Origin of the sequence: Paenibacillus sp. GCM10027628 (assembly GCF_042676385.1) — a bacterium.
Lineage (GTDB): Bacteria > Bacillota > Bacilli > Paenibacillales > NBRC-103111 > Paenibacillus_E.
This window is the reverse complement of record NZ_JBHTHA010000085.1, coordinates 60,076-73,791: the sequence shown is the minus strand read 5'-3', so window position 1 is coordinate 73,791 and position 13,716 is coordinate 60,076. Positions and strand designations below refer to the sequence as shown.

Genomic DNA, 13,716 nt, shown 5'->3' with positions numbered 1-13,716 from the left:
AAAATTTACATTTTTTACCACACTACATAGTTCCCCAATCTTTGCTACTCATGGTTCTTAAGGTTCATCTACCATGGGCGATCCGGTATGGAACTTGAAAATATGTCCTATATCGCGATCGAGCTTCATACGTTATAATAGTAATTATTATCATTAAGGAGTTTATCACCATGCCATCTACTATTTTCAGGGTAAGCCTGCATGCCATCACTGCAATTTGCTTCCTCCTTATTGTATTGATTGTGTTGAATCGGGATATTCCACAGCTTTCTATCCTTACTGCGGATCAAATTCAGTCTTTCAAAACCGTGTTCATCAGCATCCTATTGGAAGCTATCCCCTTTGTTTTGTTAGGTGTACTGCTCTCTGCACTGCTTCAAACACTAGTATCCGAACAAACGATCCGACGATGGATTCCATCGAACCCATTCTTGGGCATTTTGTTTGCCTGCTTGCTAGGCATTCTTTTTCCTATGTGCGAGTGCGGAATGATTCCTGTCGTTAGAAGGCTCATTCTGAAAGGAATGCCCGTGTATATTGCGGTTGTTTTCATCCTCACGGGACCGATTATCAATCCGATTGTGTTCGCCGCCACTTTCATGGCTTTTCGCAATCATCCTTCTATGGCCTACTCCCGAATGGGACTAGCCTTTGCGGTTGCCGCCGTCATTGGTGTGCTGCTTTACCGGTTCGTAAAAAGCAATCCGTTGCGCCTAAGCCGAGCCCACTTTTCCAATCAAGAGTCATTGGAGGGACATCAGCATCAGGGCAACAAGTTCACTTCTTTTTTCGTGCATGCGTCGGATGAGTTTTTTGAAATGGGGAAGTATCTCGTATTTGGATCTCTGCTAACGGCTATCATTCAGACCTTTATGCAACGGGAAAGCCTGGTTGCCATCGGACAAGGACCGGTAAGCTCGCATTTGTTTATGATGGGCTTTGCGTATGTGCTGTCCTTATGTTCGACGTCAGACGCCTTCGTAGCCTCATCATTTCAAACGACATTTACCTCCGGTTCCCTGCTGACGTTTCTTGTATTAGGTCCGATGTTGGATTTCAAAAGTACGTTGATGATGTTATCCGTATTTAAAGCTAAATTTGTGCTCGTCTTGTCGGTGCTGGTGGCGATAACCGTACTGGCTGGATCGTTGCTTTGGGGGGTCTTTTCATGAATGTGACTGAAAACCGGGCGGTAAGCTTTCACTATCTGTTCCGCACTTTGATTTTACTTGGCTTCTCGACTTATATCGTGTATTTAGCCAAGTCGGATTCGCTCCAATTTTACATAGCCCCGCGTATGATGATCTATGTCAAATGTGCGGCAGTTGCGTTGTATGTCATCGCCTGTTTTCAAGGCTATGCTGCACTTCGCGCTTATTGGGGCAAGCAAATCGCATGCGACTGCGAACAGCCTGTTTCCCGCTCAACCTTCCGCAGTACGGTTTCCTATGGACTTCTCGTTCTGCCTTTATTAATCGGCTTCCTGTTGCCCGATACCGCGCTGGGCAGCGCTATGGCTTCAGCCAAAGGGATGAATCTTTCTGCAGCGAAATCGACGGCCAGCAAACAAAGCGCTGAAGTCGGGACAAATAACGTAACTCCTGCCGGCTTATCGTCTGATACTAAAGCTGCCGTCACGGCTTCCCCAAGCCCTGCTGCAAGCTCAAGTCCGAAAGCAGAAGCCGCCTCTCCTGTTCCGGCTAGTTCAGGAAAAGATAAAACTGATGCGGAACTGCAGCAAATGTTCCATGCCGATAATGAGTGGGATGAGGACTTTTCCAAGCTCGGGATGCGGCTTTATAAAAAAGATGTCATCGTCGTCAAACCATCCATTTTCATGGAAATCCTGTCGTCGATCGACTTGTTCAAAAACAATTTTATCGGTAAAAAAATTGAACTCAGCGGGTTCGTTTACCGCGAAGACAATATGAAGAACAACCAATTTGTTGTTGGCCGCTTCGCAGTCAGCTGCTGCTCCGCAGACGCTACGCCATACGGGGTGATGATCGATTTTCCAACAGCCCAAAACTACACCAAAGACACTTGGGTGAAAGTCACAGGTACGATCCAAAACGGCACATATAACGGAAATGATATTTTCATGATTAAAGCTACGCAAATAGAAAAAATCACTGCACCGGATTCTCCGTACATTTATCCTAACTTTGAACCACTTAAGGAATTAGATTAATCAAACAACAAAAACCGCCAAGGAATCATTCAACCTGGTCCAACGGCGGTTTTTTCATGCAAGTATTTGTGATTACCTTATTCCTCTGCTAATTCCAGTTTGCGGAGCGCGCCTCGTACCGCATCTTTGGAAAAATTTTCACCGATAAATACGGCTACATCAGGCACATCGCCCTGCGGCGTAATTTTCACGAAATCCATCTCACGGTACGCGAATTGGAACAAAAAGCGGCTTGCCGTATCTGAAAAACTGAGGATCCCTTTGGCGCGGTATACTTCTTGAGGCAGCTTGCTGACAAATTCTTCGAACGCATTGCTATCTACCGGCCGCTCAAAAAAATGCGTATACGCCATGACGTGACTATGAGTGTGATGATGGTGCGCATCGCCATGTTCTTGAACGTGGTTATGTTCATGATCATGTCCTTCGTGCCCATGGTCATGCTGCTCAGCCATTTGGCCATTCCGGCTAGGCTCCCCTTCCTCCAAGTCATCGATCAACCGCATATCGATTTGACTGAATACAGTGTAATGGCATGAAGCGTATGGATTCCATTCATGAACAAGAGCGTCTACCTCCGCTAAATCCTTTTGCGGCAGCAGGTCTGTCTTATTTAAAAGCAGTAAGTTCGCGCAGCGAATCTGCTCCTGCATAAGACGGTATGTTTTCCCTCGGCTTGTCCGGCTTAACTCCAGAAGCTGCGGCGCATCGACAACCGTAATGATAGCCTTGAGCTCAACGGGAAGAACGAGCGAGGCATCCGTCACCTCATCAATAATTTCCATCGGGTTCGCAATACCCGTCGACTCAATAAAGATAAGATCTGGCTGTTCATTCAGCACGAGCTCTTTCAGCGCCAGTGCCAGATCACCTCTGCTGGAGCAACAAATGCAGCCGCCAAGTAACTCTGACATCGGTATTTCGCTGGCGATTAACTGACCGTCCAGATTGACTTCGCCGATCTCATTCATAATTACAGCCGGCTTACGTCCCGCTTCCGTATAATGATCTATCGCTTTGGTTAATAAAGTCGTTTTGCCGCTTCCAAGAAAACCCGACAAAACGTAAACGGTAATTCGTTTTTGCACTACCACAACCATCTTCCTCCCATCCTGCACCAAAAAATAAGCGAAAAGCTTTGTTACATTTCCTATTTTTCATTATTCGTAAATTTTACATTTTAGTCAAGAGCTTTATCACACTTTTTGTATCGTAAATTTGGCTAGGAGGATTGGCCATTTCCCCACATGTTGAGCTAGAAATGGAAGAAGTCTTCCACCTAACATGCCTTTTTCCGGATCCGCAGGCTTCAGAGGCAGATCCAATCGTTGGTACAACAGATTTGACGCTTCTTCCACGAGCGCCAACGCTAGATCATCAGGAACTGCTTCGCTAATGGATTCAAATCTCGGCAAATACAGCTCATTGATTGGCGCCGACAACTGATGCGCGGCCAAATTCTCAGAGGTCATGACCTCGTTCATTCCCGACTGAACATGACCGGCGATCTCAGTATCAAACGCATGAGGAATGCAATAGATTTCAAGCGCTAACGCGGCCATATAGATCTCCCGAAGCAGCTCATCCTCTTTGGCTTCCGATAGTGTAGGCTCCGTTAAAAAAGCGGCTATGACAGGCTTTATCGTTTCCCAATTGTTTTCAATGCTCTTCATCGTAAACTGCATCATGGCAGCAGCTGCTTCTACAGGTGTGATTTGCTTCTTCTCTTGATTTTGCATGAAGTTAATCCTCTTCTCTCTTAAATCGTAAGAAAATCTTTATTGTGTAAAATGAATCGTTAATTCAATGATTTCCGAACGGCTGCCGAGGCGGACCGGCGGACCCCACGTACCAAATCCCGAGGATACGATCGCATGAAGGTTCCCCTTACGCAAATAACCCCAGTCCAGCTCAAACAGCCGCCTTGTGATGAGATGGTTCGGCGCCATCTGACCTCTATGGGTATGACCCGATAACATAACATCCACGCCAGCCTCAGCCGCCTTATCGAGATGATAGGGCTGATGATCCATGACGATAATCGGTTGTTGGGCCTTCACTTCTTCCAGCAGAGCAATCAAGGGTTTGCGCCCGTCGGCCGTTCTTTCGACTGTCTTGTCTTTTCTGCCGACAATGTATAATCGATCCGCAATATGCACGACCTCATCCATAAGCACACGAATACCAATTCCTTTCATCTGCTCCACGAACGCGGGTATATGCCCGCCGATATACTCGTGGTTACCCAGCACGGCATAAATGCCGAGCGGTGCTTGCAACTGCCCCATTAAACGTCCCATATCATAACGGATAAAAGGTGCAATATCATCGTCAATGATATCTCCAGGCAAAAGAATCAGATCCGGCTGCAAACGGTTAACTTGATCGACAAGCTTGCGCAAATGACGATTGCCAACGATGTTGCCCAGGTGGATATCGGAAGCTACCGCGATGCGAAGCTGTTTCCAATCCCCGGCCTTTTTGGGAAGCGTAACTTCATACTTGCGAATGACAGGACTCTTTGCGTTGTAGATACCAAGAACCATAATAAGGCCAAAAACAAGTAAGTCAAGCCACCCCAAAAGTGGGATGAACGTATTTGCAGGCACGGAGGTGTAATAAAGAATGACGGCCGCCAAATCCGTAAGCGGCAGCAATAAGATGCCATATTGCATCACAGAGAACCAGTACGAACCGATAATTTTAAAAATTCGTGACACATTGGCATGCCATATTTTCGATCCGAACCATGATAGTAAATACGAAAATGCCACTAACCATAAGCAAATCCAATAAATAATTCCGTTAAACCAAGGCCCCAGCAAATGAGTAAGAAATACTTGAAGATGCCACCCAATATAGCCGTTAACGCCTAACACAATGATCATAAAGGTTGCAATTCTTGCCGACATACGTGACCTCATCCTAAGTGACTCACCCATTTCTTCTTCGCTTCATCCAGCTTTATAACAGCAATCTTAACTCCTCAATGCACGATTCGTCATCATTGCGTACATTGCCAACCCGGCTTGCAACGGGATACGCGAGCATTTCGTTCGCCGGATATGGTCTCAAAAGCGACCTCAACGCTTCTGTGTTCGTGGTTCGCCGGTCCAACCAAGCCGCTTCTGCCTCGCGCGGTAAAATGACAGGCATTCGGTCATGAATATCGGCTACCAGTTCATTGGGTGTCGTCGTCACGACCGTGCAGGTTGAAATTTTCTCACCATCCGGAGATGTCCACGTGTCATACAGTCCCGCCATGCTGAAGATTTCCTTGCTTTTGAGCATAATACGCATCGGCTGTTTTTGCTTGCCAGTACCTTTCCATTCGTAGAATGAGTCGGCTGGAATTAAGCAGCGTTTGCGTTGAAACGATGAGCGGAAAGCCGGCTTTTCAGAGAGTGTTTCGGCTCGCGCGTTCAACGTTTGATACGCGATCTTCTCATCATTTGCCCACTCTGGGATAAGCCCCCATTTCAGCTCTCCAAGCCTGTTCTTTTCTCCATCATGGATGATAGCCATCACCATCTGTCCAGGCGCGATATTATATTTCGGACTATACTTTGATGGATAGTTGTAATAGACATCATACCGAAGAAGAAGCTCTTCCAGCATCACGGTAATCGTATATCGACCGCACATCGGCGTACATCCTTTCTGATCACTCCATTTTCTACTTTCTCCATTATGAGAAAAACGTCTATCTTCGTCAAATGATAAGAAGCCCGAGGTTCATCATCCCTCGAGCTTCAATTTTAAGAATTTTCAAGCTTTGCGAGGAATGTCAAAGCTCCAAAAATCTTTGGCGATATGGCTGTTCGGATGAATGCTTTGCGCTTCCTGCAGCAGCAAATTGATTTCTTCACCCTGATAGCGCGAACTTATATGCGTCATGATCAGCGCGTCAGCGCCAGCTTCCTCCGCAGTTCGCGCTGCATCGACGGATGTCGCATGGTCGAACGCATATGCCAGTTCCTGCTTATCCATCGCGAATGTCGCCTCATGCACAAGCACATCGGCGCCTTGAGCCAAGTGCAGCGCCCCGCTGCAATAACGTGTGTCGCCAAGAATGACGACCTTGCGTCCCGGAATCGGCGCACCGACAAAGTCAGCCCCTTGAAGCACACGGCCGTCCTCCAACTGCACGGTTTGCCCTTGTTTCAGCTTTCCATAGATCGGACCGGCAGGTATACCGAGCTCGGACAATTTGTCCAGCATCAATTTGCCTGCTTGATCTTTCTCAATAATCCGGAAGCCAAAGCTTTCGACCCGATGCTCGAGGCGTGCCGTTTCCACACGAAAGGTTTCATCTTCAAACAACAATCCCTCTTCATGGATTTCGATAACATGGAGTGTATAGCTCAAATGCGCACCGCTGACAGCCAATGCAGTATCGATAAAGCTTTTAACACCTGTTGGCCCGTATACGGTAAGAGGCGAGTCGCCTCCTAAATAAGACCGGCTAGTCAACAGTCCTGGAATTCCGTATAAATGATCGCCGTGCAGATGAGTTATAAACAGCTTTTCCGTTCGCCCTAACTTGACCGGTGAATGCAGTATTTGATGCTGTGTGCCTTCGCCGCAATCGAATAACCAATAGGTGCCTCGCTCGTCCAACAAATTTAATGCTATGGAGGTGACATTTCGTTGTTTGGAGGGCATTCCCGCCCCCGTGCCTAAGAAAAATAATTCCACTGCCAGAACCCCTTACTATATGACTCCACTTTCACGAATCGTCTTTTCACAAAATGCTAATCCAATTCCGTTCAGAAGTCAAACGAGAGTAGAATCAGCAAGAAATAACGAACAAATAAAAAGCGAGGCGATCGCATGCCAAACCTTTTAAAGTCTGGAAACGCCGCCTCGCTTTTCTTTTGGATAACGCTATAAAGTAAATCGCCTGCGAGATTAACCGACGTTGAAATAACGCGCTTCCGGATGTGCGAACACGATGGCTGAAACGGAAGCCTCAGGCTCCATCATGAAGGATTCCGTCAGCTCTACGCCAATATCCTCCGGTTTCAACAGAGCGAACAGCTTCGCCTGATCATCGAGACTCGGGCACGCCGGATATCCAAAGGAGAACCGCTGTCCGGTATATTTGGCACCGAAGCGCTCCTGCATCGTCATTTCGGCATGGTCAGGGATACCCCACACATCACGCATAATGTGATGGACGCGTTCCGCAAACCCTTCAGCCACTTCAAGCGCTGTAGCCTGCAGGGCGTGAGATTTGAGATACTCGCCTCGATCGCGCCACTCTTTGGCTAATTCATTGATGCCATGCCCGGCTGTCACCAGTAAGAAACCTACATAGTCCATTTGCCCGCTTTCCACCGATTTCAGATAGTCTGCCAAGCAGAGATATGGCTCTTTATCCTGGCGCGGGAAAGTGAAGGTCTCGAGTACTTTGCTGTGATCTTGCGGGTCATACACAATGACATCATCCCCGTTCGATTGAGCAGGGAAGAAGCGGTACATTCCATGAGCCTTGATGATATGCTCTTTTTGTGCTGAATAAAGAATGGAGTCCACAGTATCTTTCAGCTGAATCGCCTTCGTATCTTTATCACCAAGCAGCTGCTCAACTTTACCTTTCAAACCCAGATGGTGCCCGAGCAGCATTTGCATGTTTACATAAGGCATCAGATGGCTAATCGGATAATCCCGCATCACATGGCGTTCCAAGTCTTGCGGCACATGGACCGGTACGTTTTTGGACACCGCAGAGGACTTGACACGCGTCAGCTTCGGCATCTGCTCTTCCTTCTTGCCTGCGTCCATCACATCGGACTCTTTGCTCTCTCTTAGCTCCTGAATCAAACGCTTGCGCTGTTCAGGATCGCTCAACCTGTTGGCGATATCCAGGCCGTCCATCGCATCCTTCGCATACAGCACGACGCCTTCGTATTCCGGCTGAATCCGCGTTTTCGTGAATTTACGCGTTAACGCGGCGCCTCCGACGAGAATCGGCACATCAACGCCTGCATTGCGCAGATCCTGCGCCGTAACTACCATCTGCTGCGCAGATTTTACAAGCAATCCCGATAAACCAATCGCGTCAGGCTTCTCTTTGCGATACGCCTCAATAAGCTGCTCCGGCGGTACTTTAATACCGAGGTTGACGATATGATAACCATTATTGGAGAGGATGATCTCCACCAGATTTTTACCGATATCATGGACGTCGCCCTTCACCGTTGCGAGGATGATCTTCCCTTTGACGGCAGACTCCGTCTTCTCCATAAAAGGCTCCAGATAGGAAACCGACGCCTTCATTACCTCGGCGCTCTGCAGAACCTCCGCCACGATAAGCTCATTGTTATTGAAAAGCCGTCCCACCTCTTCCATGCCTTTCATAAGCGGTCCGTTGATGACTTCAAGCGGCGAATAGGTTTGCAAAGCAATTTCCAAGTCGGGAATTAATCCTTCTTTCGTACCCTCAACTACATAAGAACCCAATCTTTCCTCCAAGGTAAGATTCGAAATTTTCTCTTTCTTCTCTACCTTCTTCTCGCGGAAATGGGCGACGAACTGCGCCAAGGTTTCGTCATTCGTGTTGTAAATCAGTTCTTCTGCAAGCTGGCGCTCCGCCTCCGGAATCGACGCATACCGCTCCAATTTCTCGGTATTGACAATCGCGTAATCGAGACCCGCTTTCGTACAGTGGTACAAATACACAGAGTTCAATACTTCTCGCCCTGCATCCGGCAGTCCGAACGAAATATTACTTAAACCGAGAATCGTCTTCGCAGCAGGATATTTCTCTTTGATCATGCGAATCCCCTCGATCGTTTCAACCGCTGAACCGATATACTGAGGATCGCCGGAACCGACTGGGAACATATTCGGGTCAAAAATAATATCTTCCGGATTCATTCCGTACTTCCCTGTTAAAAGCTCATAGGAACGCGTAGCCACTTCCATCTTCGCTTCCCGTGAAACGGCTTGACCGCGCTCATCGATGAGGATACAAACTACAGCCGCGCCATACTTGTGAATCAGGGGAAGAATGCTTTCGAACTTCGTCTCTCCATCTTCCAAGTTAATGGAGTTAATGATGGCTTTACCCTGCGAATATTTCAAACCGAGCTCAATGATATGATCGTAGGTGGAGTCAATCATGAGTGGAACTTTGACTTTTTTTACAACCTGCTTCAAAAACTCTTCCATTGCATAAGCTTCATCGATATCCGTATCCTGCAGGTTGATATCAACAACGTGTGCGCCGTTTTTCACTTGGTTGCGCGCAATTTCCGAGCCTTCTTCAAATTTGCCTTCCTTAATAAGGCGTTTGAATTTCCTTGATCCGGAGATGTTCGTTCGTTCCCCAACCATAATCGGACGGTTTTCCTGTTCGATGTATACAGTTTCAATACCTGATACTGCAGGCGGATGCGTTCCATATTCAGCTCTAGGTTTGTATGTTCCTAGCGTTTCTGCCATCGCACGAATATGGTCCGGCGTCGTTCCGCAGCAACCGCCTGCGATGTTGAGCCAGCCTTGCTCGGCAAATCCCGCCATCTTCTTGGCAAGCGATTCAGGCGACTCATGGTAATGTCCATTTTCATCCGGCAAACCTGCATTCGGATAACAGCTGATCGCTGTCGTTGCAATGTCGGAAAGCGTTCGGATATGATCACGCATGAACTCCGGACCTGTAGCACAGTTAAGACCAATTGAGATCGGTTGCAGATGCTCCAATGAAATATAAAATGATTCAATATTTTGACCTGCTAACGTCGTGCCCATAGGCTCAATGGTACCTGAAATCATAATCGGCAGCTTCACACCCAGCGTTTCAAACGCTCTGCGAATACCGATACTGCCGGCTTTCACGTTCAGCGTATCTTGTGATGTCTCCAGCAACAACGCATCCACACCGGCCTCAATGAGAGCTAACGCTTGTTCGTAATAGCTGTCCTCTAGCTGCTCAAAGGTTACCCCACCTGTGACAGACAACGTTTTGGTCGTTGGACCCATGGCGCCAATTACATAACGCGGCCATTCCGGCGTGGAATATTTATTCGCCGCTGCGATTGCAAGCTTGGCCGCCGCCATATTCAGCTCACGATGACGATCCTGCAAATCGTATTCCGCTAATACTACACTCGTTGATCCGAACGTATTCGTTTCTATCATATCGGCGCCAGCCGCGAAATAAGCTTCATGGATTTTCTGAATGACATCCGGTCTGGTCACGCAAAGAATCTCGTTACATCCGTCGAGGTCATCCCCCCCGAAATCAGCAGCGGTAAGATTCTCCTGTTGAATCATCGTTCCCATCGCGCCGTCGAGGATCATAATTTTTTTCTTTAGCTGCTCTTGAATTGGTGGTTTACTCATAGCCAGACTCCCTTTCAACTTGGCGTGAAACATTCATCTTATAAAAAGAATCGACAATTTTTTGTTAAGCTTTAGTGTAACAGAATACCGCTACTATGAAAAGAATTTGAATTATCAATATTTCCTATGGGTTATCTCGGATTATCTTATCCGAATCCATCGACAGACTGCCCTATTTCCTCTATAATACAATTATATTTGTTAAGAAAGAGGGATGTACATGGCTCAAATACGAATCCGCAACACGAATGAGCGCATTGAAGGCGAAGAACAAGTTAAAGCCTTTTTGGATAGTCAAGAAGTGGTATATGAACACTGGGATCCAAACAAGCTTCCTGAAGCTCTTCGCGAGAAATTCACGCTGAGCGATGAAGAAAAAGCGCAAATTTTGAGCACTTACGACGCAGAAATTCGCGATCTCGCTGCTAGACGCGGTTATGAGATCTGGGACGTTATCTCCCTTTCTGATGCGACGCCCAACATTGAAGAACTGCTGAAAAAATTCGAACAGGTTCACACACATACCGAAGATGAGATTCGCGCGATTGTTGCGGGCAAAGGAATCTTCATTATCAAATCCGAAGAACTCGGATACTATGACGTTGAGCTTGAACCCGGCGATGTGATCTCAGTTCCTGAGAACACCAACCATTTCTTCACACTGATGGATAACCGTCAAATTGTTGCTGTTCGCCTCTTTATCGAAAAAGACGGTTGGATCGCTTATAATGTCGAAGACCCTTCTTTTATTAAGGCCTAATTTTTCTACCTAAATGGAAAGCCCAACGGATCTCAGGATAGCTCCTGGTCCGTTGGGCTTTTTGCTGTGTTTATTTAAAGACTCGCAATGATGGGCAGAATTTCTTGAAGCCGGGAAACTTCATAAGAAGGTGCGATTTCGTCACCTTGAGGAAAGCCGTGATGATTAATCCATATATTACGCATACCGACGCGACCGGAACCAAGAATATCCGTTGTCAGTTTGTCTCCAATCATGATGCCTTCGTGAGCTTCAATACCTAGTAACCCCATCGCATGTTGAAATATCGATGTCGCCGGTTTCCCCTCACCAAATTCACCGGAAATAACAATGTGATCAAAGTACGTCTGAATCTCAGGTACACCGGCTAACTTTTCCTTCTGCAGATCCGGGGATCCATTCGTTAAGAGCAAAAGCTTATAGTTGCTTTTCAGCGTGTCCAGTACTCGAAACGTCTCTTCATAGACGAGAGGGCGTCGACGACGTTCAGCCGGAAACAACTCTCCAAGTTTGTTGCCAAGTTCGCGATCTTCAATGCCTAGCGCTTGAAGTCCCCGCGTCCATGACGCTGTACGATATCCAGGCGCGAGCTTTTCCAGTTTGCGAAAGTTCACATTCTCTCCCTGTGTGAAATTCGCCCATAGTCCTTCAAACGGGTTGATACCAATCATCTTCGTAAATGGAAACGTTTCGTACGACTCGTACAAAGCGCGGGCTTCTTGACGGACAGCCGCCTCCAAGGCTTCCGGGTGCACATTCACATGCTTGGCAGCTTCCGAGCAAGTAGCCTCGAACGCTTCCTTCACACTGCGGTCGTCCCATAAGAGCGTATCGTCCAAATCAAATAGTACGGCTTTCAATGTCATCATTCTCTTCCCCTTTGATTGCTGTTTCTATTGTAACTCCCTATTGCTCTTCATCGGTGAACTTGATGGAATCAAGTTGAACTTTAAGAGAGCTTCGGAATGCTTGGATATACTTTTTTCTCAACTCGTTGCGCTCCTCAATTTCCTCGTCCGTTAAGCCAACGGCTTTCGCTTTACGGGCAAGCTCATTGATCCGTTCTATATTCTGATCCATGTTGTCGCTCATGATCGTCCTCCCTGGCAAAATTCAGTATGACTACTACTTTGCCATCCGGATTAAGGATTGTCAAGGAGGCAAAACAAAGAGACACGGGAGCTATCCCGAGTCTCAAGAAGAAGTGTATGAATATAACAACCAGAGGCTATTCCTAATTAAGGCAACAATAGAATTTGACCCTCTTGGAGAGAAGCCGTTCCAAGATGATTAAGAGTATACATACGATCAATGTAAGAACGAATGTTCTCCCCCTTGTTCATATGAGAGGAAGCAATCTTCCAAAGCGTATCCCCGCGTTGAACAACAACCTTCTCATGAGTAATTACCTTCACAGAAGCACCAGCTTTCAAAGGAGCAGATGACTCCCCATCGCCCGCATAAGCTTGAACGATAGCGCCAAAGGAGAACACAGTGCCTAGAATTACAACTAATAGAATGAAGTTTAACAGCTTCTTCGCTAATTTAGACTGAATCCGCTTGGATGTATGAAGCGATCTATGAAGTGGTTGTGTATTGTTCGTATGAGAATATGCAATGTACATGAAAAATCATCCCCCAAACATTTGTTCTGGTATCAGAATAACACGAACACATGTTTGAGTCAATACTTTTCTCGAACTTATGTTTGTACGAACTCCGGTTCTATGTTATACTTTGGGTAATGATTCCCATAATTGGAGTGATAACTATTGAGTAAAATCTCGCAACGACAACAGGCTATATTGGAATTCATTAAGAATGAAGTGAAAGATAAGGGCTATCCGCCTTCCGTTAGAGAAATCGGAGAGGCTGTCGGACTCGCTTCCAGTTCAACGGTGCACGGACATTTGGAACGTCTGGAGAAAAAAGGATTAATCCGTCGCGATCCAACCAAGCCCCGTGCGATTGAAATATTGGGCCTGGATGGCAGCGAAAGCAATTTTGCTCATTCGGTTGCACGAGTTCCATTAGTCGGAAAAGTAACCGCAGGTGTTCCTATTACGGCAACGGAGAATATCGAAGACTATTTCCCTCTTCCATCTCATCTCGTTGGAGATAACAACGTATTTATGCTTAGCGTCATGGGCGATAGTATGATTGAAGCAGGCATCCATAACGGCGATTATGTTATCGTGAAGCAGCAACAAACGGCGAATAACGGCGACATCGTCGTCGCGATGACTGAAGATGATGAAGCGACCGTGAAGCGTTTTTACAAGGAACGCGATCACATTCGTCTTCAGCCGGAGAACTCTGCATTGCAGCCTATCCTGCTTAAACATGTTACCATTCTTGGACGTGTTATCGGTTTGTTCCGCGATATGTAGTCAGCACTTTTCCCTACAAGTAATTG

13 protein-coding genes are annotated in these 13,716 nt (G+C 46.8%); 4 read left to right on the top strand and 9 right to left on the bottom strand.

Features of this window, described 5'->3' with window-relative positions; translation table 11 throughout:
• The first annotated feature begins 170 nt into the window (after window positions 1–170).
• Both ACFQZT_RS33805 and ACFQZT_RS33800 read left to right on the top strand, forming a co-directional pair.
• The gene (locus ACFQZT_RS33805) at window positions 171–1,172 is read left to right on the top strand and encodes a permease (RefSeq protein WP_379307637.1); all 1,002 of its coding nucleotides are present in this window, start codon (window positions 171–173) and stop codon (window positions 1,170–1,172) included.
• The gene (locus ACFQZT_RS33800; protein ID WP_379307635.1) at window positions 1,169–2,191 is read left to right on the top strand and encodes a TIGR03943 family putative permease subunit; all 1,023 of its coding nucleotides are present in this window, start codon (window positions 1,169–1,171) and stop codon (window positions 2,189–2,191) included. The genes ACFQZT_RS33805 and ACFQZT_RS33800 overlap by 4 nt, the downstream gene beginning before the upstream one ends.
• A gap of 77 nt (window positions 2,192–2,268) precedes the next feature.
• Here the strand turns inward: ACFQZT_RS33800 and ACFQZT_RS33795 are convergent, their stop codons facing one another.
• The 6 genes from ACFQZT_RS33795 to metH form a co-directional block, all read right to left on the bottom strand.
• Window positions 2,269–3,285, bottom strand: a complete 1,017-nt coding sequence (locus ACFQZT_RS33795) for a CobW family GTP-binding protein (RefSeq protein ID WP_379307633.1) — start codon at window positions 3,283–3,285, stop codon at window positions 2,269–2,271.
• Window positions 3,286–3,387: 102 nt separating this feature from the next.
• Window positions 3,388–3,930 carry a hypothetical protein gene (locus ACFQZT_RS33790; protein ID WP_379307631.1) on the bottom strand — a complete coding sequence of 181 codons (543 nt, stop codon included), beginning with the start codon at window positions 3,928–3,930 and terminating at the stop codon, window positions 3,388–3,390.
• Window positions 3,931–3,969: 39 nt separating this feature from the next.
• Entirely contained in the window at window positions 3,970–5,103 is a 1,134-nt protein-coding gene (locus tag ACFQZT_RS33785) for a metallophosphoesterase (RefSeq protein ID WP_379307629.1), read from the bottom strand.
• 52 nt (window positions 5,104–5,155) lie between these two features.
• On the bottom strand, window positions 5,156–5,836 hold the full coding sequence (locus ACFQZT_RS33780; RefSeq protein ID WP_379307627.1) for an SOS response-associated peptidase: 681 nt from the start codon (window positions 5,834–5,836) through the stop codon (window positions 5,156–5,158).
• Window positions 5,837–5,959: 123 nt separating this feature from the next.
• On the bottom strand, window positions 5,960–6,889 hold the full coding sequence (gene rnz / locus ACFQZT_RS33775) for a ribonuclease Z (RefSeq protein WP_379307625.1): 930 nt from the start codon (window positions 6,887–6,889) through the stop codon (window positions 5,960–5,962).
• Between the two features lie 213 nt (window positions 6,890–7,102).
• Window positions 7,103–10,540 (bottom strand): methionine synthase, encoded by a 3,438-nt coding sequence (gene metH / locus ACFQZT_RS33770; RefSeq protein ID WP_379307623.1) that lies wholly within the window; start codon window positions 10,538–10,540, stop codon window positions 7,103–7,105.
• A 220-nt stretch (window positions 10,541–10,760) separates the two neighbouring features.
• Between metH and ACFQZT_RS33765 the strand changes: the two genes are divergently transcribed.
• Window positions 10,761–11,300, top strand: coding sequence for a 1,2-dihydroxy-3-keto-5-methylthiopentene dioxygenase (locus ACFQZT_RS33765; RefSeq protein WP_379307621.1), 540 nt, complete (start codon window positions 10,761–10,763; stop codon window positions 11,298–11,300).
• 74 nt (window positions 11,301–11,374) lie between these two features.
• On the opposite strand, the gene ACFQZT_RS33760 is transcribed toward ACFQZT_RS33765, so the two are convergent.
• The 3 genes from ACFQZT_RS33760 to ACFQZT_RS33750 form a co-directional block, all read right to left on the bottom strand.
• Complete coding sequence (locus ACFQZT_RS33760) at window positions 11,375–12,166, bottom strand: HAD family hydrolase (protein ID WP_379307703.1); 792 nt, start codon at window positions 12,164–12,166, stop codon at window positions 11,375–11,377.
• Between the two features lie 40 nt (window positions 12,167–12,206).
• A complete protein-coding gene (locus ACFQZT_RS33755; protein WP_379307619.1) occupies window positions 12,207–12,392 on the bottom strand; it encodes a DUF896 domain-containing protein in 186 nt (61 codons plus the stop codon).
• Window positions 12,393–12,538: 146 nt separating this feature from the next.
• Window positions 12,539–12,925 (bottom strand): LysM peptidoglycan-binding domain-containing protein, encoded by a 387-nt coding sequence (locus ACFQZT_RS33750; protein WP_379307617.1) that lies wholly within the window; start codon window positions 12,923–12,925, stop codon window positions 12,539–12,541.
• A gap of 147 nt (window positions 12,926–13,072) precedes the next feature.
• Between ACFQZT_RS33750 and lexA the strand changes: the two genes are divergently transcribed.
• Window positions 13,073–13,690: a transcriptional repressor LexA gene (gene lexA, locus ACFQZT_RS33745; protein WP_367812216.1), complete on the top strand. Its 618-nt coding sequence runs from the start codon at window positions 13,073–13,075 to the stop codon at window positions 13,688–13,690.
• Window positions 13,691–13,716 lie beyond the last annotated feature (26 nt).